Source organism: Aeromonas sp. S13(2024) (assembly GCF_041402405.1).
GTDB classification, from domain to species: domain Bacteria; phylum Pseudomonadota; class Gammaproteobacteria; order Enterobacterales; family Aeromonadaceae; genus Aeromonas; species Aeromonas veronii.
Window position 1 is genome coordinate 249,273 of sequence record NZ_JBGLRA010000005.1, and the last position, 25,169, is coordinate 274,441.

The window sequence follows — 25,169 nt, forward strand, 5'->3', positions numbered from 1 at the left end:
TGTGGGATCGGCCTCATGGTTGGGCAGATTGTGGCCGCCGTTTTTTCTATCTCTTGCTGATTTGTGAGACAATAATCCGTTCATTGCCGGATACTTTGGCATATCAGATCTGCGAGTCCGCTTATGACCTCGAAAATATCCCCTAAAACCATCTTCTCCAGTGTGGCGCTGGTGATCGCGCTCGGTTCACTGGAAAAGAGCATCGTCACCACCCCGCTGCCCATGATTGGCGCCGAGCTGCACGCCGGTGCCGCCCTCACCTGGGTGGTCACCGCCTATCTGCTGGCGGCCACCGCCGTGCTGCCCCTCTACGGCAAGCTGAGCGATCTCTTTGGCCGGGTGCGGATGCTCAATATCGGTATCGGCCTGTTTCTGGCGGGCTCGGTGGCCTGTGCGCTCTCCCAGGATCTGCCGACCTTGCTGGCAGCCCGGGTGCTGCAAGGGCTGGGAGGCGGCGGCCTGATTGCCCTCGCGTTTACCGTGATTGCCGACACCATTCCACCGCGGGAGGTGGGCAAGTATCAGGGCTACATCTCGGCGGTCTATGCGGTCTCCAGCATCGCTGGCCCCTTGCTCGGCGGTTATTTCACCGAGCAGCTCAGCTGGCGCTGGATCTTCTGGATCAATCTGCCGCTCGGGGCGCTGGCGGTCTTTCTCATCAACCGCAACCTCAAGCAGCTCAACGTACGTCGCCACAGTCGCTTCGACTGGAAGGGGGCGGGTCTGCTGATTACCGTCACCACGCTCACCCTGTTGCTGCTCTCGCCGGAGGCGGCGCTGCCTGCCGTCTGGCTTTCGGCGGCGCTGGGCGTTGCACTGCTGCTGCTCGTTCTGATTGAGCGGCGTGCCCACGACCCCATATTGCCTGCCCATCTGGCCCGGCTGCCCGGCTATCTGGTGAGCGTGCTGCTGGTGATGCTATCCCAGTTGCTGATGTTTGCCGTGCTGGTATATCTGCCGTTGCAGATGCAGTGGCAGAAGGGGATGAGTGCCAGCGAGAGCGGTGCCATCATGGTCATCTTCATGATCTGCATCACCGCTGGCGCCTTTGTCGGTGGCAAGCTGATTGGCCGTACCGGTCACTACAAGAGCTTTGTTGCGGTAGGGTTTGCGCTGGCCGCGGTGGCTCTGTGGCAGATCCACTTCGATGCCTGGGTCAAGCTGGCGCTCGGGTTTGCCGGTATTGGTCTCGGTCTGGTGCTGCCCGCCCTCTCGGTGGTGGTGCAGAACGCCCTGCCACGGGAAGATCGCGGCATCGGCATGTCGCTGTTCAACTTCGGGCGGGAGCTTGGCGGTGCCGTCGGCGTGGCTATCTGCTCCATGCTGTTCCACTTGCGCCTGCCAGCCGGCAGCGGTGGCGATCTAAGCCGGCTCGCCCCCGATCTGCTGGCCCCGGGCTTCAGCGCGACCTATATCGGCATGGCATTGATCGCCACGCTGGCGCTGCTCATCACATTGCTGGCGTTGAAGCGCCACGAGCTGGCCTCCATCAGCGCCTGATTTGGCCTGCGCCGACATTGGCTCACCATAGCTAGCATCAGGGCTCCCCGCGGGGAGCCCTGATGGTTATTTGGTGAATAGAGTGGCTGCTGCCATCAAGCCATACGTGGCTTACTCCTGCGCCGGGCTCTCCTTGCCTGCCAGCTGGCTCAGCCAGGCGAAGCGGCGATTGGCCTCCTGCTCCGCCTCTTCATAGAGCTGGCTGGCCACCTCCGGCAGCTGGCGCTCCAGCCGCTGGAAGCGGGGCTCATGGCGCAAGGTCTCGGCCAGCGAGGCATTGGGGGCCCGCGAGTCGAGCGCCAGCGGCAATTTACCCTCGTCAGCGCGGCGCGGATCGAAGCGGTAGAGTGGCCAGAAGCCGGTGGCAGTCAGCTGCTTCATCTGCTCATGGCTCTCGGCCATGTCGTAGCCATGCTCCTCGCAGGGGCTGTAGGCGATGATGAGCGACGGTCCCGGGTAGGCTTCCGCCTCCTGAATTGCCTTCACCGTCTGGTTCATCTGGGCACCGAGGGAGATCTGCGCCACATAGACGTGGCCATACATCATCACGCTGGCCCCGAGATCCTTGCGTGCCTTGCGTTTGCCCTGCTCGCCAAACTTGGTGATGGCACCGAGTGGCGTCGCCTTCGACTGCTGGCCGCCGGTGTTGGAGTAGCACTGGGTATCTAGCACCAGCACATTGATGTTCTCCCCCAGACTCAGCACATGGTCGAGCCCGCCAAAGCCGATGTCGTAGGCCCAGCCATCGCCGCCGATGAGCCAGACCGATTTTTCCACCAGATAGTCCGCATCGCGGGCCAGTTCAAGGGCCTCCGGGGCCTTGCTCTCTTGCAGCAACACTCGCAACTGTTGGATATGGGCCCGCTGCTCGGAAATCGGCAGGGTGGCATCGCCGAGCGCCTCGCGCAGCGCTGCCGGAATGGTGTCGCCCAGGTTCGCCAGCAGACGGCGCACCCGCTCCCTGTGCTGATCGACGGTAAGACGGAAGCCCAGTCCGAACTCGGCGTTGTCTTCAAACAACGAGTTGGCCCAGGCCGGCCCGCGCCCGTCGGCGTTGGTGGTGTAGGGGGTGGTAGGCAGGTTGCCGCCATAAATGGACGAGCAGCCGGTGGCGTTGGCAATCAGCAGCCGATCGCCATAGAGCTGGGTCAGCAGCTTGATGTAGGGAGTTTCGCCACAGCCGGAGCAGGCGCCGGAGTATTCAAATAGCGGCGAGATGAGCTGGGAGGTGCGGATGTCGATGCGCTCCAGCTGCTCGGCGCTACGCTCTGGCAGGTCGAGGAAGAAGTCGTAGTTGGCCTTCTGCTCGTCGAGGTGATCGAGGCGTGAAGCCATATTGATCGCCTTGCGATCCGGGTTGCTGCGATCCTTGGCCGGGCACACCTCTACGCAGAGGTTGCAGCCGGTGCAATCCTCCGGCGCCACCTGCAGCACGTACTGCTGGCCGCGCATGTCACGGGATTTCACATCCAGCGCATCGAGAGTGGCGGGAGCTGCGGCCAGCGCATCCGGTTCTACCACCTTGGCGCGAATGGCCGAGTGGGGACAGGCGGCGACACAGTAGTTGCACTGGGTACAGAGCTCCGCCTCCCAGATGGGGATCTCCTTGGCGATGTTGCGCTTCTCCCAGCGGGTGGTGCCGACCGGCCAGGTGCCATCCGGCGGGAAGGCGGAGACAGGCAGGCTGTCACCCAGCCCAGCCAGCATGGTGGCGGTGACGGTCTGGACAAAGTCGGGGGCCTTGGCCGAAACCACCGGCGGGCGGGCGCGGCTGGCGGGATCCAGCTCGCCAAGTGGCACCCGGGTCAGGGCGGCGCAGGTTGCCTCCAGTGCCTGCCAGTTGCGTTCGACCAGCGTCTGCCCCTTGCTGCCATAGCTGGTGGCGATGGCCTGCTTCAGCAGGCTGGTGGCCTCTGTGGGGGGAATGATGGCGCTGAGCTGGAAGAAGGCCATCTGCATCACGGTATTGATGCGGTTGCCGAGCTGGCAGTCGCGGGCAATCCTGGCGGCGTTGATGATGTAGAAGCGCGCCTCTTTCTCGCGCAGGGCGTGCTGTACCTCGCTGGGGAGGCGCTGCCAGATCTCCGCTTCGCTGTAGGGGGTGTTGAGCAGGAAGATGCCGCCCGCTTTCAAGCGCTCCACCATCCGGTACTTGTCGACAAACTGCCACTGATGGCAGCCGATAAAGTCCGCCTCTTCCACCAGATAGGCCGCTTGCAGCGGCCGCTCGCCCACCCGCAGGTGAGAGACGGTGAGGCCGCCCGCCTTCTTGGAGTCGTAGACGAAATAGCCCTGCGGATAGAGGTCGGTGTGGTTGCCGAGGATCTTGATGCTGTTCTTGGCCGCCGAGACGGTGCCATCGCTGCCAAGGCCGTAGAAGAGCGCCTCCAGCTTGTGTTGCTGGCCGTGAATGAGGCTTTGCGAATTCAGCGCGGGCAGCGGTAGCGAGAGACCTGTGATGTCATCGAAGATGCCGACGGTAAAGCGCGGGCGCGGGTTCTCCTGTGCCAGTTCGGCAAACACCGCCAGCGCGCAGGCGGGGCCGAACTCCTTGGAGGAGAGGCCGTAGCGGCCGCCGATGACCCGTGGCAGGTTTGCCCGCTCGCCCCGGCTGACCGTTTCGGCCAGCGCCGTCATCACGTCGAGATAGAGGGGTTCGGCCTGTGCGCCCGGCTCCTTGGTGCGATCCAGCACGGCGATGGTGCGGGCACTCTCCGGAATCGCGGCCAGCAGGTGCCCGGCCGAGAAGGGACGGAACAGCCGCACCTTCACCAGCCCTACCTTCTCCCCTTGGGAAAGCAGGCGCTCGATCACCTCCTCACAGGTGCCGATGGCCGAGCCCATCAGCACCACAATCCGCTCCGCTTGCGGGTGGCCGACGTATTCAAACGGCCGGTAGTGGCGGCCGGTCTGTTCGCCAAAAGCCTGCATAGCCTCGTTCACATGGCCATAGGCGGCGTCATACCAGGGGTTGCTTGCCTCGCGGCACTGGAAGTAGGTGTCCGGGTTGGCGGCGGTGCCGCGAATGACCGGCTTGTCGGGGGTGAGCGCCCGGTCACGATGGGCGCGGATGGCATCTGCGGGCAGCAGGGCACGCAGGGTGTCGTCAGCGAGCGGCGCTATCTTGGCGATCTCGTGAGAGGTACGAAAGCCGTCGAAGAAGTGGATAAAGGGGAGGCGGCTGTTGAGGCTCGCTATCTGGGAGATCAGGGCAAAGTCCTGCGCCTCCTGCACATTGCTGGCACAGAGCATGGCACAGCCGGTCTGGCGCACCGCCATCACGTCCGAGTGATCGCCAAAGATCGATAGCGCATGGGTCGCCACGGTGCGCGCCGCCACATGCAGCACGAAGGGGATGAGCTGACCCGCCAGCTTGTAGAGGTTGGGGATCATCAGCAGCAACCCCTGCGACGAGGTAAACGAGGTCGCCAGCGCGCCGGTCTGCAGGGCACCGTGGACGGCGGCGATGGCGCCCCCTTCCGACTGCATCTCGACAACCCGGGGCACATCCCCCCACAGGTTCTTGCCCCGTTCGCTCGACCAGGCCGACGACTGCTCAGCCATGGCCGAGCTGGGGGTGATGGGGTAGATGGCGATGACTTCGCTGGTGCGGTACGCCACCGAGGCGACTGCGTTATTCCCGTCTGTGGTGATCATCTGTTTTCCACTTTGCTATGCCAGTTTGAAGGCCGATAGTTGCATCGGCAATGGATAGGTCGCTGGCATAGTAAAAGGGGCAATGAGAGCGTATCAAACGGGATAAATAATCAATTAATAAGTCAGTAATAGTGGTTAATTTAATCCCGCCACGTGGGGGCGTGATTTTCTGCTGACAGCCGACGGGTAGCGATTGACGGGCCATTGGCATGGCCCGTCAGCACGGGGTTAATCCTGATCCACTCGTAGCCAGATGGCACACTGATAAGGGGCGAAGAGTGGCAGCGGTTCGCTTGGGTAATTGGCCAGCAGCAACCGCATCTCGTCTGTCACCTTGTCGAAGTGGGGCATCGTCAAGGGATTGGACGTGAGATTGGCGAGCAGCAGCAGGGTGTGCCGATCTCCGCTGGCCGGATCCTGCCAGTGGCGGCGATAGCTGATGCGCTCGGGATCATCCCCATCCAGCAGCTCGAAATTGCCGTGGCGAATGACAGGGTGAGCCTTGCGCAGGGCGATGAGCTGGCGATAGCAGTGAAACGGGGAGTCGGGGCGGGTCAGCTGTTCGTCAGCATTTATCTCGACGTGGTTTGCATTGAGGGCAATCCAGGGTGTGGCTGTGCTGAAACCGGCGTGGGGGCCGGCATTCCACTGCATCGGGGTGCGGGCGTTGTCGCGGCCGATGGCATCGAGCCGCCGACTCAGCTCGGCAGGATCCAGCCCTGACTGGCTGTCGCGGTAGTTGATGGCCTCCACATCGCGCAGCTCGCCCGGCTGCCAGTGGCGGTTGGTCATGGCGAGCTCCTCCCCCTGATAGATGAAGGGGGTGCCCTGCATCATGTGCAGCACCATGGCCCACAGCCTGGCGCTGGTTTCCCGCAACTCAGGCCTGTCATCGCCAAAGCGGGAGACGGCGCGAGGCAGGTCGTGGTTGCCGAGAAACAGGCTGTTCCAACCCCGGCCATGCAGCCCCTGCTGGTGGCGGGCCATGGCTCGCTTGAAGGCGAGGGGATCAAAGTGGGATGACCACTTGTCACTGCCGAGCCCCAGATGCTCGAAGTTGAACACCATGCTGAACTCGCTGCCATCCGGGTTCGAATAGTTCTGCATATGGGCGAGATCGGCCCCCCAGGTCTCCCCCACCGTGATGATCCCCTTGCCGCCGAAGCTGGCGGCATTGAGCTCGCGGATATAGTCGTGCAGGCGCGGGCCGTTGCTCATGGCCAGTCGGTCCCACTCCTTGCTCACCATGTCGATCACATCGAAGCGAAATCCCTTGATCCCTTTGGCCAGCCAGAAGTTGATCACCTCTGCCATCTCGGCACGCACCGCCGGGTTATCCCAGTCCAGATCGGCCTGACTTGCATCGAAGTTGTGCAGGTAGTAGCGATCAAGTGCTGGCACATACTGCCAGCCGCTGCCACCAAAAATCGAGGTAATGGGGTGGGCGTCAACGAAGGCCTGATCGCGAAACACGTAATAGCCCTGATAGCGGGGATCTCCGGCCAGTGCCTTCATAAACCACTCATGCTCGGTGGAGGTGTGGTTGGCGACGATATCCATCATGATGCCGATGCCGTGGGCGGCCGCCTCGGTTATCAGCTGCTCCATCTCGGCCTGGGTGCCGAAGGCGGGGTCGATGGCACGGTAGTCCGCCACGTCATAGCCGTTGTCCCGCTTGGGGGAGCGATAGATGGGGGTGAGCCAGAGCATATCGACCCCGAGGGTGGCCAGATAACCGAGGCGCTGACGGATGCCGTTGATATCGCCCATGCCGTCGCCATCGCTGTCCTGAAAACTCATGGGGTAGATCTGGTAGATGACGCAGCTATCGAGGTCTATATCGGGCGTGTGGAGGGGTTGCGGGTTCATCAGCTTGGCCGGTTGAGGGAGGAGATTTTCTATCTTACGCAGATGAGCTGCTACTCGACAGGGCAGGGGAAACCTTGAAAAGGGTTCCATAGTTGGCTGATTGCCAAAAGTGCGGGAAGGGTCACAAAGGTGCCATCCCGGGCCACGGCTGTGGTCGGGATGGCACGGCACTTGGCGCTGATGCTATGCAGGAATACTGGTTATTGAGCAGTCTTGGCCTGTTCGCTGCGCTGCTCCTGCTGGCGCTCCGCTTGTGCTTCCAGCTCCTTGCCGAGGAAGTAGTTCAGGAAGGTGCGGATCACCGCGATGATGGCGAGGCGGATCAGCTCCTCCTTGCTCGGCGCGACCGTGGTGGCCAGGATGTCGGCGGCCAGCTGGAACTCCAGCGCCAGAATAAGCCAACTGCCAAAGCAGAGACGAATGCGCGGAAAGCCGGGCTGGTGATCCCGCACCCGCGCCGCTAGCCAGAGGGTCTTGCCAAGCCCTATCACCACACAGGCGATGGAGATGATCTCAAGCAGCAGCTGGAACAGCTCGACCCCGTGCATCATCCCCTCTTTTAGGCTCGCTATCTCAAACACTCGGGTCACCTCCCTGATTCAAAAGAGGACACTATTAACACATCGCTCGGCAAAGGCCAAATCAGAGTCTCCTGATAAGCAGTGAGAGCTGTTCAATGAGCTGACGCGCCGCGGGGCTGACTCCGGCCAGTTGGAAGAAGCCGTGTATAACGCCCAGTTGCCGCTGACAGGTAGCTGTGACTCCGGCTTGCAGCAGTTTGCGATAGAGGGCTTCCCCCTCATCGCGCAGCGGATCATATTCCGCCGTTACGATATGGGTCGGCGGTAATCCTGACAGGTCCGGATGGTGGAGAGGGCTGGCTTCGGGGTGAGTGGCGGGCTGCTCCCCCAGATAGGCGTGAAAACCGCTTAACAGCATGTCGCGGGTGATTAGGTAGTCATCCCCTAGCTGCCGATAGCTGTCACTGTTGCCCGCAGCATCGAGCATCGGATAGATGAGCAGTTGGGCGGCAGGCAAGGGGGCGCCTCGCTCCTTGAGTCGCAAGGTGGTGATCAGGGCTAGGTGGCCGCCGGCACTGTCGCCCGCAAGGACAATCTTTGCCGGATCCCCATGCCATTTCTCCACATCGACCATGATGGCGAGCGTGGCTGCCAGTGCATCATCGTGGGCGGTAGGATAGGTGTGTTCAGGTGCAAGGCGGGTATGTACCGCGAACACCAGTGCCTCGGCGCGATTGCACAGCATGCGCATCTGGCGGTCGTGAGTGTCGAACTCACCGCTGACAAAACAGCCGCCATGAAAGTAGATCAGGGCCGGACGGCTTGCGCTTGAGGTTGGCGCTGGCTGATAGAGGCGAACGGAATAATGGCCGTTTTGCCACTCTTCGACAGCGCCAACCTCCTCCCGTTCACCACCCAATATGGCTGAAGCAAGATAACCTTCACGCCGCTCCTGCCAGCTCAGGCTGCTCGCCTTGGGGCGGCCTGCTGCAATGAACTCTGCCACCATGGCCGCAATGGCCGGTTCAAGTTGTGTATCCATAACGCACCAATGACTGTATATAAAAACAGTTATTTTGCGCTTTTAGCCAGAGAGCGCAACCGGCGTTAGCTGAGGCAGCTCACAAAATCAGGCTTCAATCAGCTGGAATTCAATCACATAGAGCGGCGGCAGATCGGGGTAGATATCGCGGATCACCTGTTTGAGCTCGGGGAGGGTCATGTTCTCCTGACGGGCGTGCTTGTCATTCAGTTCATCGAAGGCGACCGCCTTGACCGAGAGCACCTCTATGGTGCCAAAGGGCTGGTGCTCCGGGTTGGTGAACAGCGCCAGACGTTGGCCGGGCTGCCAGTTGGCCTCGCTCTCGTCGCGGATGGTGATGGTCTTGCGGCCCGCCTGAATGTCGGCAACGAAGCGGCTGAAGAAGGTGAATTCGGGATAGGAATGAGCAGACATGGTGACTCCTGACTGGGTGAATCGAAATGAGGTGAATGGAAATCAAAGATCGAGATAGGCGCGCAGCCTGGCCAGATCGGCGATAACGGGGCCGTCACTGCTGTCGGCAATTATGCCCTGTTCGACCAGCTCCTTGAGGGCGCGGCGGTAAACCCGCTCGGTGGTGCCGAAGCGCGCCGCTTCATGGGCCCGTCTGCGTGACCCCAGCATGGGGGTGCGCTGGCGTTCTCGCCACAACTCGTAGGCGATGTTGTAGGCGATGGGGTGGAGCAGCCGGCTGGTGGTGATCTCCAGCGTATCGAGATAGTCGCTGGCCAGCGCCGCGGCGAAGAAGAGGGTCAGCTCGGGCTCGGTCAGCAGGCGCTGGGCCAGTTTGTGAGCACAGATGACCCGGGCATCCAGCTCGGTCTCGGCCACTACGTTCCACTGTACCGGGGTTGCGCTGAAGAACTCCATCTCGCCGAAGATTTGGTAGTGGCACTCAATTTCGCCAAGCTGGAAGCGGCGGCCAGAGTGTACCGTGCTGTTGAGGGAGACCCGGCCATGTTCGACCAGATAGAGCTGCTCGCTCTGCTCCCCCTGCCGCATGATCAATTCGCCCGGCAGGTAGCGGCGCAGAAACAGGGTGCAGGCGTCGAGCGCCGCGGCAAAGCGGGGTTCAAGCTGCTGGAGTTCGGCGTGAAAACGGCCGAGAGGGTAGGGCTGTTGCTGCATGACTTGCCTGTCGCACCGGATGACGAGGGCCATGAGGCTAGCAAGAGTGCGGGCCGGATACCAGCCCGCACGGTAGCGGATGTGCCGCAGTTAACGGTTTGCGTTTTATTGCACCAGAGCGTGGAGGGCGGCCGCGATGGCGTGCTGCTCACCGGTCATCATCGCCTGTTCGGCGCTGGCGTAATCCGCTACCCCTTGTTGCACATCCTGCTCGAACAGCACCACGTTGCAGAGCACGGCGGCGACCCGCACCTTGCGCAGGCGACCCACGGTCAGCAGGGATGCGGTCTCCATGTCAGCGCCGAGCACACCACGGGCATGCCAGTAGCGGCACACCTCCTGCTCATCATCCCGATAGAAGCTGTCGTGGGAGCGTACCAACCCGTGCCAATGAGGCTGGCTGCCGGTTGCCACATGGTTGAGCAAGGCGGCCTGCAGCCAGATATCGGCGCAGGCGGGGTACTCGGCGGGCAGATAGGCCTGTGAGGCACCCTCATTGCGTACAGCCCCTTCCACCACGATAAGGTCGCCCAGCCCGATGTCGTGTTGCAGGGCACCGGCGGAGCCGACCCGAATAAGCGAGCGGGCACCGGCTTGCACCAGCTCCTCCAGCGCGATGATGGCCGAGGCGCCGCCGATGCCGGTGCTGCAGACCGTGATGGGCAGCCCCTGATAGCGGCCGTTGATGAGGCGAAACTCCCGGTTTTGCCCCAGCACTTCACACTGTTCGAGCTGGCTGGCGATGCGGTCGACCCGGGCCGGGTCGCCGCACAGTACCACCCGCTCGGCAATCTGGTCGGGGCGGCACTGGAGATGGGGTAACAGAGTCATGGCTTACAGACCTTGTGGCTGGCACTTGGCGGCAATCACCCAGAGGCGAGTGCCGTTGGCGGCGATAAACAGCAGGATCAGGTACTCCAGCGACATGGCGTAGACGCCCTGCGCGGCATAGACACCGATGCTGATGATGTTGATGACGACCCAGAGGATCCAGTTCTCCACGTATTTGCGGGTCATCAGGATCTGGGCGACGACCGAGAGCACCGTCATGCTGGCATCCCAGAACGGGAAGGCATCGGGGGAGGGCTCGGGGATGGCAAGGTTGGCACCAAACAGGTTGAGCAGGGAGACCGAGGTGCGTGCCAGGGTGGCGAAGACCGGGTCGATATAGCGGGTCAGCAGAGCGATGGCCAGCACGCTCACGGCTGCGGTCACCATCAGTTTGGATCTGCTGAGCCAGCGGATCTGCAGGGTATCCCCCTGATCGTTGGCCGGGCGGGTCCAGGCGTACCAGCCGTAGACGTTGGCGCAGAAGAAGAACAGCTGCAGCATCAACAGTCCGTAGAGCTGGATCTGGAAGAAGATGATGGCAAACAGGCTGACGTTGATCAGACCAAACAGGTAGTTGATGGTTTTCTCCTGACTGGCGAACCAGATACAGGCTAGACCAAACAGGGTGCCGATGGCTTCAATCCATGACATGGCATAGCCGCCACCCAGTGGTATGGTCACTAGCGTGTTATTGATGCTGAACAGCTCGAATATGCTCATTTTCTGATCCTTGGGCATGAGGGTTAGTATGCGAGGGCGCCATTCTAAGGGGTGAGGGGGAGGAGGGGCAGGACTTTTGTCCGCCCCGTACTTGGCCCATATCAAAGAAATCGCCGCTGCTGCCCGGTTATTCCAGCAGTGATGGGTTATGGTGCCCCCGCTGGCCGGACTTTATTGATATGTAGCAAGATGATAGCGCCATGGCTGTGGTCTGATAGAGTCCACTCTCCGGGAGGAGAATCACGTGATAAAAGGAGGTTGCATTGAATTCCGAGCTTGTCTGGGTGCTCTGTCTGCTGGCTGGCGCCATCTATCTCTTCATGACCAACAAGGTGCGCATGGACGTGGTCGCCCTGGGCGTGGTCATCCTGTTTGTGCTGAGCGGCACCCTCACCCTGCCGGAGGCGCTGGCGGGCTTTAGCGATCCCAACGTCATTCTGATTGCCGCCCTGTTTGTGGTGGGTGAGGGGCTGGTGCGCACCGGCATCGCCTATCAGGTGGGGGATGCGCTGGTGAAGGTGGCGGGCAGCAGCGAGACCAAGCTGCTGGTGTTGCTGATGGTAGCGGTGGCGAGTCTGGGGGCTGTGATGAGCAGCACCGGAGTGGTGGCCATCTTTATCCCGGTGGTGCTGAGCGTGGCGAACCGGATGGGGATCCCGGCCGGTCGCCTGATGATGCCCCTCGGCTTTGCCGGGCTGATCAGCGGCATGATGACGCTGGTGGCTACGCCCCCCAACATGGTGGTTAACAGCGAGCTGATGCGCCACGGCATTCACGGCTTCGGCTTCTTCGATTTCACCCCTATGGGCGTGCTGATCCTGGGGCTGGGCATCCTCTACATGCTGCTGGTGCGCGGCTCCTTGGTGAGTGAAGGGGAAGAGGGCAAAGGCAAGTCGACCGGGCGCCGCACCCTGCGCGATCTGATCCGAGACTACCGATTGGCCGGTCGGGCCCGTCGTCTGGCGCTGCGGCCTGACTCCCCGCTGATTGGTCACACCCTGGACGAGCTGCAACTGCGTGCCCGTTATGGTGCCCACGTCATCGGGGTGGAGCGCTGGCGCAAGTTTCGCCGGGTGATGGTGCCGGTGTCGGGGATCAGTGAATTTCAGGCCAAGGATGTGCTGCTGATCGACATGTCAGACCCCGAGGTGGATGTGCGGGCGTTTTGTAGCGAAGCGCGGCTTGAACCCATGATCCTGCGCGGGGAGTACTTCTCCGATCAGGCGCGGGAGGTGGGGATGGCCGAGGTGTCGCTGATCCCTGAGTCCAAGCTGCTGGGTAAAAGCGTGCGTGAGGTGATCTTCCGCTCCAGCTATGGCCTGAGCGTGGTGGGGCTGCGCCGCGACGGTGAGGCACTGGCAGGCAAGCTGGTGGATGAGCCGCTGCAGATGGGCGACACCCTGCTGGTGGTAGGGAATTGGAGCCACATCAGACAGTTGCAGACCCATAGTCGCGACTTTCTGCTGATGGGGCTGCCCGCCGAAGTGGACGAGATGGCCCCCGCCCGCAGCCAGGCCATTCATGCCCTCTTCTGTCTTGGTGTGATGATCCTGCTGATGGTGACCGATCCGGTGCCCAACGTGATTGCCGCGCTGATCGCCTGCCTGCTGATGGGCAAGTTTCGCTGCATCGATATGGAGAGTGCCTACAAGTCGATCCACTGGCCGACCCTGATCCTCATCGTCGGCATGCTCCCCTTCGCGCTGGCGCTGCAAAAAACCGGCGGGGTGGATCTGATCGTCGGTGGCCTGATCAATGCGGTAGGGGAGATGGGGCCGCGGGTGATGCTGGCCAGCCTGTTTGCCCTCTGCGCGGTGATCGGGCTCTTTATCTCCAACACCGCGACAGCTGTGCTGATGGCGCCCATTGCACTGGGCACGGCCCAGCAGATGGGAGTCTCGCCCTATCCGTTTGCCATGACCATTGCCATTGCCGCCTCGGCTGCCTTTATGACGCCGGTCTCGTCACCGGTGAATACCCTGGTACTGGGGCCGGGCAACTACAAGTTTGCCGATTTTATCCGTATCGGAGTGCCATTCACCCTGTTGGTGATGGCGGTGAGCGTGGTGGCGATTCCCTGGTTCTTCCCGTTCTGATAACCGGGATGATGAATGTGTGCACCAGCGGCCTGCGGGCCGCTTTTTTATGGCCGGGAGACAAGCGTGGCAAGGCGTGCTCGGAATCAGTGAAGAGTGAGATGGACGGGAATTAACGTGGAGATGGGTTAATAGAGGAGCGAGAGAAAAACTGGGGAGAGGCAAATTTCAGATACAAAAAAACCAGCGTGAGCTGGTCTGTTTGGTACTGCTATTAATGGTGCGGAAGGAGAGACTCGAACTCTCACGCCTAGGGCGCCAGAACCTAAATCTGGTGCGTCTACCAATTTCGCCACTTCCGCAATATTAATGGTGGCTATGACGGGATTCGAACCTGTGACCCCCGCATTATGAGTGCGATGCTCTAACCAACTGAGCTACATAGCCGTTTGTTATCGACCACTGATGTGGAAGAGAACAGAAAAATGGCTGGGGTACTAGGATTCGAACCTAGGGATGGCGAGATCAAAACCCGCTGCCTTACCGCTTGGCGATACCCCAACAGAAATAATGGTGGCTATGACGGGATTCGAACCTGTGACCCCCGCATTATGAGTGCGATGCTCTAACCAACTGAGCTACATAGCCGTTTGTTATCGACCACTGATGTGGAAGAGAACAGAAAAATGGCTGGGGTACTAGGATTCGAACCTAGGGATGGCGAGATCAAAACCCGCTGCCTTACCGCTTGGCGATACCCCAACAGCGCTCCTCAACAGTCATGAGACTGGCAAAGAACTTTTAAAAATGGCTGGGGTACTAGGATTCGAACCTAGGGATGGCGAGATCAAAACCCGCTGCCTTACCGCTTGGCGATACCCCAACTAGAGATGGTGGCTATGACGGGATTCGAACCTGTGACCCCCGCATTATGAGTGCGATGCTCTAACCAACTGAGCTACATAGCCAACCTTGCTTCCGGTGAGTCGTTACCTCGTCACCGTGCGGGCCGAATTATGCGTATCTGGCTCTGGGGCGTCAACCCTTTTTTTGCCAGAAAAACGCAATTTGAGTGCGTTTGACCAGTTATTGGTCTCTGTTGCGCAAAAGCCCAACAATCTGCTTTTTTTTAAGACATTGCCATGATTGCCCGGGCAATGGCAGATAAAAAACAGGCCAGCAAATGCTGGCCTGTCATGGGATTAGACGTTGAACAGGAAGTTCATGATATCGCCATCTTTGACGATGTAATCTTTCCCTTCAGCGCGCATCTTGCCCGCTTCCTTGGCGCCTTGCTCACCCTTGTAGTTGATAAAGTCTTCAAAGGCGATGGTTTGGGCGCGAATAAAGCCTTTTTCAAAGTCAGTGTGGATCTTGCCTGCCGCTTGCGGGGCAGTGGCACCGACCGGAATAGTCCAGGCGCGTACCTCTTTCACACCGGCGGTGAAGTAGGTCTGCAGGTTGAGCAGCTGGTAGCCGGAGCGGATAACGCGGTTCAGGCCCGGCTCTTCGATGCCAAGGTCAGCCATGAACTCGGCGCGATCTTCATCGTCCAGTTCGGCGATGTCGGCTTCGATGGCGCAGCAGACCACGACCACGACAGCGTTCTCGGCGGCGGCGATTTCACGCACCTTGTCCAGATAGGGGTTATTCTCGAAGCCATCTTCCGCCACGTTGGCGATATACATGGTGGGTTTCAGGGTCAGGAAGTTGAGGTGGCTGACGGCGGCCAGCTCTTCTTTATCCAGTTTCATGCCGCGGATCATCTGGCCGTTTTCCAGCGCAACCTTGATCTTCTCAAGCACTTCCACTTCCAGCTTGGCATCCTTGTCGCCGCCTTTGGCGCGCTTGGACTGACGGTGAATGGCGCGCTCGCAGGCGTCCAGATCCGACAGGGCCAGCTCGGTGTTGATCACTTCGATATCGTCAGCGGGAGAGACCTTGCCGGCAACGTGAATGATGTTCTCGTCATCGAAGCAGCGCACAACGTGGCCGATCGCTTCGGTTTCACGGATGTTGGCCAGGAACTGGTTACCCAGACCTTCACCCTTGGAGGCACCGGCAACCAGACCGGCGATGTCGACGAATTCCATGGTGGTCGGCACAACGCGCTGCGGATTGATGATGGCAGCCAGCTGATCGAGGCGGGGATCCGGCATCGGCACCACACCTGTGTTCGGCTCGATGGTGCAGAACGGGAAGTTGGCGGCTTCGATACCGGCCTTGGTCAGCGCGTTGAACAGGGTGGATTTGCCTACATTGGGCAGGCCCACGATACCGCATTTAAAACCCATGGATTGTTACCTTACTTGATGGATGCTGTTGGGGGTCGCCCGCAGGCGGCCCATGTCATGCTTGTTCTGGTCGTTGCTCATGTACCGGCACAATGCCCGTACAGGCTCAAACCGACCTAACCCTTTTCCGCCTTGAAGCTGTGCAAGCGATTCATGGCCTTGGTCATATCTTGTTTGAACAGGATGTCGGTGGCGCGCAGAGACTCGTCCAGCGCGGCGTCGATCAGGTTCTGTTCACTGCTGGGGGCCTTGGTCAGGACGAAGCCAGCCACCTGCTCTTTGCTGCCGGGATGGCCGATCCCGAGACGCAGCCGGAAGAAGTTATTGTTGTTGCCCATCTTGGCGATGATGTCCTTGAGGCCGTTATGGCCACCGTGACCACCACCCTGCTTGAACTTGGCGATGCCCGGCGGCAGATCCAGCTCGTCATGGGCCACCAGCATCGCTTCCGGCTCAATCTGATAAAAACGCGCCAGTGCGGCCACCGCCTTGCCAGAGAGGTTCATATAGGTGTTCGGGATGAGCAGCCGCACATCCTGCCCCTCGACCAGGATGCGGGCAGTATGGCCGAAGAACTTGGGTTCTTCACGCAGGCTGACATTGTGCCAGCGGGCCAGTTGCTCCACATACCAGGCGCCCGCGTTGTGGCGGGTCTTGGCATATTCCGGGCCGGGGTTGCCCAGTCCGACGATCAGTTTGATTTCGCTTGTCACGCTTGATGTCTTCACTCGCAGCTGCCGTGGGCACACTACCCAGGGCAATAGGACGCAATATTCTAGCCGCCGAGTGGCGATCACTCAACCAATGCGCATGTTATGGCGGGATTTGCAGCATTATTGCGGCCAATGGGTGGCTATGGGTGGCTAACGGTGGGCAAACGGGCCTCTTGCATGAGGCCCGTTTCAGCTTACCGATGGATTGTGCCCGGTTGACTACCGTCGTTATTTGGTACGCAGCAGGGTGACAGTTTCCTCATCCAGCGCGGTCAGGGAGGGGCGGGCATCGCGCACATACTCCACGAAAGAGGCTGCATCGGTGCCGCAATCCACGCCGCTGGCCTTGCAATCGAGGGCCTGGCCCGGGTCATAGACGGCGCTCAGCAGTTCACCGTTTTGTGCCACCTTCAACACCGGGAAGGCGGTCAGCTTGCCATTGACGCTGGCGATGTCGACCCGCTCGCTCTTCTGGCGCTGGGCATTGGCCAGTGCCTGCCAGCCATCGTTGCCGTTGGCGCTGTAGGCGTTCATCACCACCCGATAGCGCTGGCTATCCACCAGATCCTGCCACTCGCCGCTTGCGGTCTTGCGCTGCAATTGGGTCAGGGTGCCCGCTTTGCCTGCGTCGGTCTCCTGGAAGGTGTAACGCAGGTGGCCGCCATAGGGGAACTTGCCGGCATGGGCGCTGGCGGGCAGGGTGGCGGTGATGGTCTCGGTCAGGAGGGCGCGCACCTCGGCGCCGGTCAGGGTCAGCACCGCGAGCTGGTTCTTGAACGGCAGCAGGGTGAGGGCGCTATCCCCCTCGCGCCATTCGCCAGCAGGCAGGTCGGCGCGCACGCCACCCACCGCCACCAGAGAAAAATCGACCGGGCCGCCGGTCAGATCTTGCACTGCTGGGGTATTGGCCCAGTAGAACTCCCCTTCGGCAACCAGCGGCGCTACATCTGAGCCATGGCTGTCGCTGCCGTTGTCACCGGGGCGACGGGCATTTTGCAGCTGCTCGGGGATGGTGCCGATCACCGGGCCGTAGGCTTTCTCCAGCGCCGGTTTGTAGTGGCTGTCGATGATGCCGCGCAGGCGCGGATCTTCATCCACGGTGACCAGATTGGGTTGGTTGTCGACAAACTGGCTTGCCTCTTTGCTCCGGGCATCGTCGAGCGCTTGCTTGCGCGCCGCATCGGCGAAGAAGTCGCGGCTGGCCAGCAGGCTATTGTGGCCCTGGCAGTCGGTCACCTGACCCTGGCTGTCAAAGGTTACCTGTGCCAGACCGATGGCCTGGGCGTAGGAGCCTGCCTGCACCACGCAGGTTTTGCCGATGCCATCCGGATTGGTCACCAGCTTGGCGTAATCGCCGGTCTTGCCCCAGCCGATATTGCGAAAATCGCCGAGCAGGCTGTGGGAGTGGCCGCCGACGATGGCATCGAGGCCGTTTACCTTGGCCGCCAGCGCCAGATCCCGCTCGTTGCCGATGTGGGTGAGCGCCACGATCTGATGGATCCCCTTGGCTTGCAGCATGTCGACCGTGGCCTGAGCCGAGGCGACCTCCTTGCCAAAGCGCAGCTTGCCGACGTTGGGGGCGATATTGCCCATGTCTTCCAGTACCAGACCGATGACGGCGACCAGCTGTTTGCCTTGTGGCAGGTTGTCGAGATCGGTGACCGGGCTCTTCTGGTTGCCGTCAAAGGCGTAGACCACGAAGGGCTTGAGGTTGTCAGCCTTGCTGAGGGCCGGATCGGCCTTGGTGTCGAGGTTGGCGGCCAGCACCGGGAAGTTGACCCCCTCGATGAAGCGGGCCAGCTTCTGGTTATCCAGATCGAACTCGTGGTTGCCCAGCGCCATGGCATCGAGGCCGAACTGGCTCAGCAACTCGGCGTTGGCCATCCCCTCGTTGAGTTTGAAGTAGCCACTGCCCTGCCAGGCATCGCCGCCGTGCAGCAGCAGCAAGGGTTGGTTCTTGGCCAGCGCCTCGGCCTGATAGGCTTTCGCCATGGTCAGCAGGCGCGGATAACCGCCAAAGCGGGTATAGAGGGTGTCCGTCTCCCCCTGCTGGGCAAAGATCTGCCCTTTGATCTCGGCATTGACCGGATCAAACTGGGAGTGGGTGTCGTTCATGTGAGCCAGGGTCAGCACGAAGGGCGGGTTCTCTTTGGCGGGCTGACAGGCGAACAGGGCGGAGGTGAGGGTAGCGAGCAGGAGGGGACGCAAGCAATTCATGGGTAAATCCTTAAGCCTGCCGGGGGCAGGGTCGTACCAGATAGCAGAAAGTTGGAAAGAGAAGGTCCAGAAAGACGAAAACCGCCTGATGGCGGTTTTCGTTATTGCTGAATCTATCAATGCTCAAACATGGCAGAGATGGACTCTTCGTTGCTGATGCGACGAATGGCTTCGGCCAGTACAGTTGACAGAGTCAGCTGCTTGACCTTGCCGACCGCTTTCATCTCCGCAGTGAGCGGGATGGAGTCGGTGATGATCAGTTCATCGATCACGGAGTTCTTGATGTTCTCGACGGCGGAACCGGAGAAGACCGGGTGGGTAGCGTAGGCGAATACACGCTTGGCACCGCGCTCTTTCAGGGCCTCTGCGGCTTTGCACAGGGTGCCGCCGGTGTCGATCATGTCATCAACGATGATGCAGTCGCGGCCGGCAACGTCACCGATCAGGTGCATGACCTGGGAGACGTTCGGGCGGGGACGGCGCTTGTCGATGATGGCGATGTCGGTGTCATCCAGCAGCTTGGCGATGGCGCGGGCACGCACGACGCCACCGATGTCCGGGGAGACAACGACAGGAGACTCGAGGTTCTTGGACTTCATGTCTTCCAGCAGCACCGGGCTACCGAACACGTTGTCTACCGGAACATCGAAGAAACCTTGAATTTGCTCGGCATGCAGGTCAACGGTCAGCACGCGATCCACACCGACGCTGGAGAGGAAGTCAGCGACAACCTTGGCGGTGATGGGTACACGGGCGGAGCGGACGCGACGGTCCTGACGGGCATAACCAAAGTAGGGGATAACGGCAGTGATACGGCCAGCTGAAGCACGACGCAGAGCATCCACCATGACGATCAATTCCATCAAATTGTCGTTGGTCGGGGCACAGGTGGATTGAATGATGAAGATATCGCCACCACGTACATTCTCATTGATCTGTACGCTGATCTCGCCGTCGCTAAAGCGACCTACGGCAGCATTGCCGAGTTTGATAAACAGGCGATCTGCGATCTTCTGGGCTAGTTCCGGCGTTGCGTTACCAGCAAACAGCTTCATGTCAGGCACGGTTTGAAACCTCGGGGTTGCATCCAGTATGTGGGGGAGTCTGAAATCAGACCCTATCGTTTTGGGGCAAACGATTTATCAAGATAACGTACAAGGTGTCTGCTGCCCAATGATTGTGATGATACCGGTAACCCGAATCCGTGGCCGAGTGCAAAACCGGCCATGTTAATCATCATCAATACCGTTCGGTAAAATTGGCTGGGGTACTAGGATTCGAACCTAGGAATGGCGAGATCAAAACCCGCTGCCTTACCGCTTGGCGATACCCCAATCATTTGAACTGTTGCAATGTGGAGAAGAGAGGTGATATGTTCTCGCCCTTGGCGACAAACCCATCAAGTCCCTTCGGCACGCAGGCCAACACTTCCCGAGCAGTCACTTCGTCTTCAAATTGAGCAAAGACGCAGGCTCCTGTGCCCGTCATTCTTGACGGCGCGTATTCTAGCAACCAGCCGAGCGCATTGGCAACCTCGGGGTGGCGCTTTTTCACCAGTGATTCGCAATCGTTTTTCCACTCGCCTTCCAGCAAGTTGTCCAGCGCCATTTTCGGCGTGGCTCTCGGCAGGTCCGGATCCTGGAATACGGCCGCGGTCGCCACATGGCAATCGGGCTTGAGTACCAGATACCAGGCATCGGGCAGTTCGACCGGTTGCAGCCGCTCGCCCACCCCTTCGGCAAAGGCCGCCTTGCCACGGACAAACACCGGCACATCGGCCCCCAACTGGACGCCAAGTGCTGCCAGTTCATCTTCACTCAAACCCGCCTGCCAGAGGTGGTTAAGCGCCACCAGCGTGGTCGCTGCATCGGACGAACCGCCGCCAATGCCGCCGCCCATGGGTAGCACTTTCTCCAGCCGGATATGGGCACCTTGCGGGCTCGGCAGAGTTGCCTGGAGCAGCCGCGCCGCCCGAATAATTAGATTCTGCTCATCCGGCACACCGGGAATGGCCGGGCTCAGGGTGAGAGTGTCGCTATTCGGTATCACCTCGAACTCGAGCCAGTCGCTGTGGTTGAGGAAGATAAACAGGGTCTGCAGCTCGTGATAGCCATCGGGACGACGGCCATTGACGTGTAAAAACAGGTTGAGTTTGGCCGGTGCCGGCCAGCGTGTGGAAGCCATTAACGTGCAAGAGTCCATTGGTTGATCTGAAGCTTGAGGCGGCTGTTCTGGCCAGTCATGGTCAGCTGGTGCGGCAGGCGGTAGCCATCCTGATCCCGATAATCGCCATAGACGATCTGCCACTGGCCGTCGCGCACGCTGGCCAGACTGCTGTCGGGGTTGAGTTCAAACTCCGCCTGACCCGGCAGCCCCTTGATCCACTCTGGCAATCCAGCAACCGGAATATTCCAGCCGGTCAGTTGATAGATGAGTGCTTCGGCATCCTGGCTCTGGTGGCGATTGCCGTCGCTGTCGAGCAGGGTGATCTCCCCCTTGCTGCGGGAGAGCTCCAGAATGCTGGTGCCGATCAGGCTGGTGAGGTTGAGGCGATAATCCTCCCCATCCTGCTGCCAGTTGAGACGGGCGCTGCCCTTTTGCTGGGGGGTGATGATAGCCATCTTGCCGGAGAGCTGCCAATGGGTCAGCTGCTCGAGGCGGGCCCGCTCCTGGTTCCAGTTCACCTGGTCACGCTGGGGCTGGGTGGTGGCACAACCGGCCAGCAACAGCAGGCAGGTGACGGTAAAAATACGTAGCAGCAAGAGACGGCTCCAGAGAGAGGAATTTGCCACAGTATACGGGGCGGCCGTATTGCTTTTAAAGACTTACCCTTTCTCGTACAATTGGCAGCCTTTGCACCCAGCGTATGAAATGATCGTCGCCCACTCATGAGTTTGCTTGCCCTCGGAATCAACCACAACACCGCCAGTGTCGCCTTGCGGGAACGGGTCGCCTTTGGCCCGGACTGCATCGATCGCGCCTTGCGTGAGCTGGTGAGCCAACCCGGTGTCAGCGAGGCGGTGATCGTCTCCACCTGCAACCGGACCGAACTCTATTGCAATCTGGAGGAGGAGCGGCAGGAGCAAGTGCTGCGCTGGCTGCAACAGTTCCACGGGCTGGACGCGGCCGAACTGGTCACTGCCATCTATCAGCATCACGATGAAGAGGCGGTACGCCACCTGATGCGGGTGGCGTGCGGGCTCGACTCGCTGGTGCTGGGGGAGCCGCAGATCCTGGGGCAGATCAAGCAATCCTACGCTCATGCCCAGCAGGCGGAGTCGGTGAAGGGGGCGCTGGAGCGGCTGTTCCAGAAATCCTTCTCGGTGGCCAAACGGGTGCGTACCGATACCGAGATTGGCGCCAGTGCCGTGTCGGTGGCCTTTGCCGCCGTCAGCCTGGGTCGGCGGATCTTCTCCGATCTCTCCCAGACCAAGGTATTGCTGGTCGGGGCGGGGGAGACCATCGAACTGGTGGCCCGTCATCTGCGCGAGCAGAACGTCACCAAGATGATGGTGGCGAACCGCACCCTGCAGCGTGCCCAGACCCTGGCAGCCGAATTCGGTGCCCAGGTGATGACGCTCGAAGAGATCCCCGACTATCTGCACGAGGCGGATATTGTCATCAGCTCGACCGCCAGCCCCCTGCCCATCATCGGCAAGGGGATGGTGGAGCGCGCGCTGAAGGCCCGCCGCTTCAAACCCATGTTTCTGGTGGATATTGCCGTGCCGCGCGACATCGAAGCCGAAGTCGATGAGCTCTCTGATGCCTATCTCTACACGGTGGATGATTTGCAGGGGATCATCGAGCAGAACCTCGAAACCCGTAAACGGGCTGCCGCGCAGGCGGAAGTGATCGTGCAGGAAGAGCGCGACGAGTTTATGGGCTGGTATCGCGGCCAGAGCTCGGTCGATCTCATTCGCGACTACCGCCATCAGTCCCAACAGGTGGCTGACGAAGAGCTGCAACGGGCCCTGCTGGCATTGGCGCAGGGCGAGAGTGCCGAACAGGCGCTCAAGGCGATGGCCCATCGCCTCACCAACAAATTGATCCACGCGCCGACCCAGGCGTTGCGCCAGGCTGCCTCCCAGGGGGATCAGAGCGAGCTCTCCCGCTTGCGGCAGGCGCTGGGGTTGTCACAAGAGCCATAATTTTCGGGCAACCTGCCGGTTGTCCCGTCCTCCATTGAGAATGCAAGAGTTATGAATCCGTCACTGATCAGAAAGCTGGAAGGCCTCATCGAGCGCCACGAAGAAGTACAGGCCATGCTCGGCGAGCCGGATGTGGTCTCGGATCAGGATCGCTACCGCGCCCTGACCCGCGAATATGCCCAGCTGGAAGATATCGTTCACGCCTTCCAGCGTTACCGTCAGGCGCAGGATGATCTGGAGACCACCCAGATGATGCTGGAGGAGGAGGATGCCGACCTGCGCGAGATGGCGCAGGAGGAGCTGCCGCTGGCCAAGGCCAATCTGGAGGCGCTGGAGCAGGAGCTGCAACTGATGTTGCTGCCCAAGGATCCCAAGGATGACAACAACTGCTATCTGGAGATCCGCGCCGGTGCCGGTGGCGACGAAGCGGCCATCTTTGCCGGTGACCTGTTCCGCATGTACTCCCGCTTTGCCGAGCGTCAGGGCTGGCGCGTCTCCATCGTCAGCTGCAATGACGGTGAGTACGGTGGCTACAAGGAGGTGATCGCCAAGATCGACGGCGAGCGCGTCTATGGCCGTCTCAAGTTTGAATCCGGTGGTCACCGGGTACAGCGGGTGCCGGAGACCGAATCTCAGGGCCGCGTGCACACCTCCGCCTGTACCGTCGCCGTGTTGCCGGAAGTGCCGGAAGCCGAGCAGATCGAGATCAACCCTTCCGACTTGAAGATCGACACCTTCCGCGCCTCCGGTGCCGGTGGTCAGCACGTCAACAAGACCGACTCGGCCATCCGTATTACCCACCTGCCGACCGGTCTGGTGGTGGAGTGTCAGGACGAGCGCTCCCAGCACAAGAACCGCGCCAAGGCGATGTCGGTGCTCTCCGCCCGCCTGCAAGCGGCCGAGGATGAGCGCCACCGCGCCGCCGAGCAGAGCACCCGCCGTAATCTGGTGGGCTCCGGCGATCGCTCCGAGCGCATTCGCACCTACAACTATCCGCAGGGCCGCCTCTCCGAGCACCGCATCAACCTGACCCTCTATCGCCTCTCCGAAATTTTGGAAGGGGATCTGGACTGCGTCATCACCCCGCTGGTGCAGGAGTATCAGGCCGATCAGCTCGCCTCGCTGGCCGAGAACAACTGATGCAAATGGTGATCCGGCAAGCTCGTATTAAGTGTTCTGCCCATAAAGTGGAGTGGCACTGATGCAGATCCAGCAGGCCCGCGCCCATATCATGACTGTGTTGGCTGAGGGAGAATCCCCCCGCGCCGACGCCGATGTACTGCTCTGCCATCTGCTCGGGTGTCGTCGCAGCTATCTGATGACCTGGCCAGAGCGCGAGCTGGATGCCGCCCAGCAGGCCACCCTGCAAGCGTGGCTGACCCGACGTCTCAATGGCGAACCCATCGCCCATCTGGTGGGAGAGCGGGAGTTCTGGTCGCTGCCCCTCAAGGTAAGTCCGGCGACCCTGATCCCGCGCCCCGATACCGAGGTGCTGGTCGAGCAGGCGTTGACCAAAATCCCGCAGGGGCCGTGCGCCGTGCTGGATCTGGGCACCGGCACCGGCGCCATCGCGCTGGCGCTCAAGTCCGAGCGGCCCGAAATCGATGTGTGGGCGGTGGATCGGATGGTGGACGCTGCCGCACTGGCTCGCGAGAACAGCGCCGCGCTGGGGTTACCCATCGAGGTGCGCGACGGCTGCTGGTTCGAGCCCCTTGGCGAGCCGGATCGCGACAATACGCCACGTTTTGCGGTGATTGTCTCCAATCCCCCCTATATTGATGGCGCCGATCCCCATCTCGAGCAGGGTGACGTGCGCTTTGAGCCCCGCTCGGCGCTGGTTGCCTATGACGCCGGGCTGGCTGATATCCGCCACATCGTGGCCCATGCCCCCGCTTATCTGCTGGCCGATGGCTGGTTGCTGCTGGAGCATGGCTGGGATCAGGGTGAGGCGGTGCGTCAGTTGCTGCGCGATGGCGGTTACCGCGAGGTAGCCACGGTGCGTGATTACGGGGATAACGACAGGGTGACGCTGGGCCTCTGCCCGCTGCGCTGACGGTTCCTCACTGTTAATCGGCGGGTTGCCTGTGCGCCCCCATGCAAGGATTGAATATGGTTTTTGTGCTCAAACACCTGCACCTCACCCTGATTGCCGGGGCCGTGCTGATGTTTATGCTCCGCTTCTACTGGGTACAGACCGCCACTGGCCGAGCCTATAGCGCGCCGGTGATGAAGGTCAGCGGCTGGCTCAACGGTCTGGTGGTGCTCTCCGGCGTATTGCTCTGCATGGTGCTGGATCTCAACCCGCTCAATAACGGAACGCCCTGGCTCAGCGAGAAACTGATGGCCATTCTGGTGCTGGTATTTCTGGCGGCGATGGCGCTGCGGCTGGCCAAAAGCAATCTGGTGCGCTGGTGCTCCTTTCTGGGGGCGCTCGGCTGGATCTACTTTATTGCCAAGTTGGCAGTGCTCAAACAGACGAGTGTGTTCGGCTAA

General features: G+C 60.8%; 19 protein-coding genes, 8 tRNA genes and 1 pseudogene. 6 read left to right on the top strand and 22 right to left on the bottom strand.

The annotated features are described in order from the left end of the window. Positions 1-123: 123 nt before the first annotated feature. Complete coding sequence (locus tag ACB042_RS10215) at positions 124-1,500, top strand: MDR family MFS transporter (protein WP_371178349.1); 1,377 nt, start codon at positions 124-126, stop codon at positions 1,498-1,500. Positions 1,501-1,611: 111 nt separating this feature from the next. On the opposite strand, the gene nifJ is transcribed toward ACB042_RS10215, so the two are convergent. From nifJ to pnuC, 8 genes are all read right to left on the bottom strand, one after another. Next, complete coding sequence (gene nifJ / locus ACB042_RS10220; protein ID WP_371178350.1) at positions 1,612-5,157, bottom strand: pyruvate:ferredoxin (flavodoxin) oxidoreductase; 3,546 nt, start codon at positions 5,155-5,157, stop codon at positions 1,612-1,614. Between the two features lie 228 nt (positions 5,158-5,385). Beyond that, complete coding sequence (locus tag ACB042_RS10225) at positions 5,386-7,026, bottom strand: alpha-glucosidase (RefSeq protein ID WP_371178351.1); 1,641 nt, start codon at positions 7,024-7,026, stop codon at positions 5,386-5,388. Positions 7,027-7,226: 200 nt separating this feature from the next. After that, positions 7,227-7,607 (bottom strand): DUF1622 domain-containing protein, encoded by a 381-nt coding sequence (locus ACB042_RS10230; RefSeq protein ID WP_371178352.1) that lies wholly within the window; start codon positions 7,605-7,607, stop codon positions 7,227-7,229. Between the two features lie 61 nt (positions 7,608-7,668). Next, positions 7,669-8,589 (bottom strand): alpha/beta hydrolase, encoded by a 921-nt coding sequence (locus ACB042_RS10235; protein WP_371178353.1) that lies wholly within the window; start codon positions 8,587-8,589, stop codon positions 7,669-7,671. An 87-nt stretch (positions 8,590-8,676) separates the two neighbouring features. Further along, entirely contained in the window at positions 8,677-9,003 is a 327-nt protein-coding gene (gene yqfB, locus ACB042_RS10240) for a N(4)-acetylcytidine aminohydrolase (RefSeq protein ID WP_371178354.1), read from the bottom strand. 42 nt (positions 9,004-9,045) lie between these two features. Continuing rightward, complete coding sequence (locus ACB042_RS10245) at positions 9,046-9,717, bottom strand: Crp/Fnr family transcriptional regulator (RefSeq protein WP_371178355.1); 672 nt, start codon at positions 9,715-9,717, stop codon at positions 9,046-9,048. Between the two features lie 105 nt (positions 9,718-9,822). After that, positions 9,823-10,548, bottom strand: a complete 726-nt coding sequence (locus ACB042_RS10250) for a nucleoside phosphorylase (RefSeq protein WP_118854708.1) — start codon at positions 10,546-10,548, stop codon at positions 9,823-9,825. 3 nt (positions 10,549-10,551) lie between these two features. Further along, positions 10,552-11,268: a nicotinamide riboside transporter PnuC gene (gene pnuC / locus ACB042_RS10255; protein ID WP_371178356.1), complete on the bottom strand. Its 717-nt coding sequence runs from the start codon at positions 11,266-11,268 to the stop codon at positions 10,552-10,554. 263 nt (positions 11,269-11,531) lie between these two features. Between pnuC and ACB042_RS10260 the strand changes: the two genes are divergently transcribed. Then, on the top strand, positions 11,532-13,364 hold the full coding sequence (locus tag ACB042_RS10260) for an SLC13 family permease (protein WP_371178357.1): 1,833 nt from the start codon (positions 11,532-11,534) through the stop codon (positions 13,362-13,364). Positions 13,365-13,582: 218 nt separating this feature from the next. On the opposite strand, the gene ACB042_RS10265 is transcribed toward ACB042_RS10260, so the two are convergent. The 14 genes and pseudogenes from ACB042_RS10265 to lolB all read right to left on the bottom strand — a co-directional run bounded on the left by ACB042_RS10265 (position 13,583) and on the right by lolB (position 21,290). Next, a tRNA-Leu gene (locus ACB042_RS10265) sits at positions 13,583-13,666 on the bottom strand. Between the two features lie 8 nt (positions 13,667-13,674). Next, a tRNA-Met gene (locus ACB042_RS10270) sits at positions 13,675-13,751 on the bottom strand. A 39-nt stretch (positions 13,752-13,790) separates the two neighbouring features. Then, positions 13,791-13,865, bottom strand: a tRNA-Gln gene (locus ACB042_RS10275). Positions 13,866-13,875: 10 nt separating this feature from the next. After that, positions 13,876-13,952 (bottom strand) — tRNA-Met (locus ACB042_RS10280). A gap of 39 nt (positions 13,953-13,991) precedes the next feature. Continuing rightward, positions 13,992-14,066: transfer RNA gene (locus ACB042_RS10285), tRNA-Gln, on the bottom strand. A gap of 46 nt (positions 14,067-14,112) precedes the next feature. Then, positions 14,113-14,187: transfer RNA gene (locus tag ACB042_RS10290), tRNA-Gln, on the bottom strand. Between the two features lie 8 nt (positions 14,188-14,195). Beyond that, positions 14,196-14,272 (bottom strand) — tRNA-Met (locus tag ACB042_RS10295). Positions 14,273-14,506: 234 nt separating this feature from the next. Further along, the gene (gene ychF / locus ACB042_RS10300) at positions 14,507-15,598 is read right to left on the bottom strand and encodes a redox-regulated ATPase YchF (protein WP_005353921.1); all 1,092 of its coding nucleotides are present in this window, start codon (positions 15,596-15,598) and stop codon (positions 14,507-14,509) included. Between the two features lie 116 nt (positions 15,599-15,714). Continuing rightward, positions 15,715-16,311, bottom strand: a complete 597-nt coding sequence (gene pth / locus ACB042_RS10305) for an aminoacyl-tRNA hydrolase (RefSeq protein WP_005334960.1) — start codon at positions 16,309-16,311, stop codon at positions 15,715-15,717. 228 nt (positions 16,312-16,539) lie between these two features. Beyond that, a complete protein-coding gene (locus tag ACB042_RS10310; RefSeq protein WP_371178358.1) occupies positions 16,540-18,528 on the bottom strand; it encodes a bifunctional UDP-sugar hydrolase/5'-nucleotidase in 1,989 nt (662 codons plus the stop codon). Positions 18,529-18,644: 116 nt separating this feature from the next. Further along, complete coding sequence (locus ACB042_RS10315; RefSeq protein WP_005343846.1) at positions 18,645-19,592, bottom strand: ribose-phosphate pyrophosphokinase; 948 nt, start codon at positions 19,590-19,592, stop codon at positions 18,645-18,647. 195 nt (positions 19,593-19,787) lie between these two features. Beyond that, positions 19,788-19,862, bottom strand: a tRNA-Gln gene (locus ACB042_RS10320). Continuing rightward, positions 19,842-20,712, bottom strand: a pseudogene (gene ispE / locus ACB042_RS10325) (4-(cytidine 5'-diphospho)-2-C-methyl-D-erythritol kinase). Before ispE ends, ACB042_RS10320 begins: the two are co-directional and overlap by 21 nt. Continuing rightward, a complete protein-coding gene (gene lolB / locus ACB042_RS10330) occupies positions 20,712-21,290 on the bottom strand; it encodes a lipoprotein insertase outer membrane protein LolB (RefSeq protein ID WP_371178359.1) in 579 nt (192 codons plus the stop codon). The pseudogene ispE and the gene lolB overlap by 1 nt, the downstream one beginning before the upstream one ends. Positions 21,291-21,416: 126 nt before the next feature. On the opposite strand from lolB, the gene hemA reads away from it, so the two are divergent. The 4 genes from hemA to ACB042_RS10350 all read left to right on the top strand — a co-directional run bounded on the left by hemA (position 21,417) and on the right by ACB042_RS10350 (position 25,169). Next, entirely contained in the window at positions 21,417-22,676 is a 1,260-nt protein-coding gene (gene hemA, locus ACB042_RS10335) for a glutamyl-tRNA reductase (RefSeq protein ID WP_005362209.1), read from the top strand. A 51-nt stretch (positions 22,677-22,727) separates the two neighbouring features. Continuing rightward, entirely contained in the window at positions 22,728-23,816 is a 1,089-nt protein-coding gene (prfA, locus tag ACB042_RS10340) for a peptide chain release factor 1 (RefSeq protein WP_042061304.1), read from the top strand. Positions 23,817-23,877: 61 nt separating this feature from the next. Next, positions 23,878-24,729 carry a peptide chain release factor N(5)-glutamine methyltransferase gene (gene prmC / locus ACB042_RS10345; protein ID WP_371178360.1) on the top strand — a complete coding sequence of 284 codons (852 nt, stop codon included), beginning with the start codon at positions 23,878-23,880 and terminating at the stop codon, positions 24,727-24,729. 56 nt (positions 24,730-24,785) lie between these two features. Further along, positions 24,786-25,169: a SirB2 family protein gene (locus ACB042_RS10350; RefSeq protein WP_005334939.1), complete on the top strand. Its 384-nt coding sequence runs from the start codon at positions 24,786-24,788 to the stop codon at positions 25,167-25,169.

Coding starts and splice junctions, on each gene's coding strand:
- ACB042_RS10215 (WP_371178349.1), top strand. CDS start 124: ATGACCTCGAAAATATCCCCTAAAACCATCTTCTCCAGTGTGGCGCTG.
- nifJ (WP_371178350.1), bottom strand. CDS start 5,157: ATGATCACCACAGACGGGAATAACGCAGTCGCCTCGGTGGCGTACCGC.
- ACB042_RS10225 (WP_371178351.1), bottom strand. CDS start 7,026: ATGAACCCGCAACCCCTCCACACGCCCGATATAGACCTCGATAGCTGC.
- ACB042_RS10235 (WP_371178353.1), bottom strand. CDS start 8,589: ATGGATACACAACTTGAACCGGCCATTGCGGCCATGGTGGCAGAGTTC.
- yqfB (WP_371178354.1), bottom strand. CDS start 9,003: ATGTCTGCTCATTCCTATCCCGAATTCACCTTCTTCAGCCGCTTCGTT.
- ACB042_RS10245 (WP_371178355.1), bottom strand. CDS start 9,717: ATGCAGCAACAGCCCTACCCTCTCGGCCGTTTTCACGCCGAACTCCAG.
- ACB042_RS10250 (WP_118854708.1), bottom strand. CDS start 10,548: ATGACTCTGTTACCCCATCTCCAGTGCCGCCCCGACCAGATTGCCGAG.
- pnuC (WP_371178356.1), bottom strand. CDS start 11,268: ATGAGCATATTCGAGCTGTTCAGCATCAATAACACGCTAGTGACCATA.
- ychF (WP_005353921.1), bottom strand. CDS start 15,598: ATGGGTTTTAAATGCGGTATCGTGGGCCTGCCCAATGTAGGCAAATCC.
- ACB042_RS10310 (WP_371178358.1), bottom strand. CDS start 18,528: ATGAATTGCTTGCGTCCCCTCCTGCTCGCTACCCTCACCTCCGCCCTG.
- hemA (WP_005362209.1), top strand. CDS start 21,417: ATGAGTTTGCTTGCCCTCGGAATCAACCACAACACCGCCAGTGTCGCC.
- prfA (WP_042061304.1), top strand. CDS start 22,728: ATGAATCCGTCACTGATCAGAAAGCTGGAAGGCCTCATCGAGCGCCAC.
- prmC (WP_371178360.1), top strand. CDS start 23,878: ATGCAGATCCAGCAGGCCCGCGCCCATATCATGACTGTGTTGGCTGAG.
- ACB042_RS10350 (WP_005334939.1), top strand. CDS start 24,786: ATGGTTTTTGTGCTCAAACACCTGCACCTCACCCTGATTGCCGGGGCC.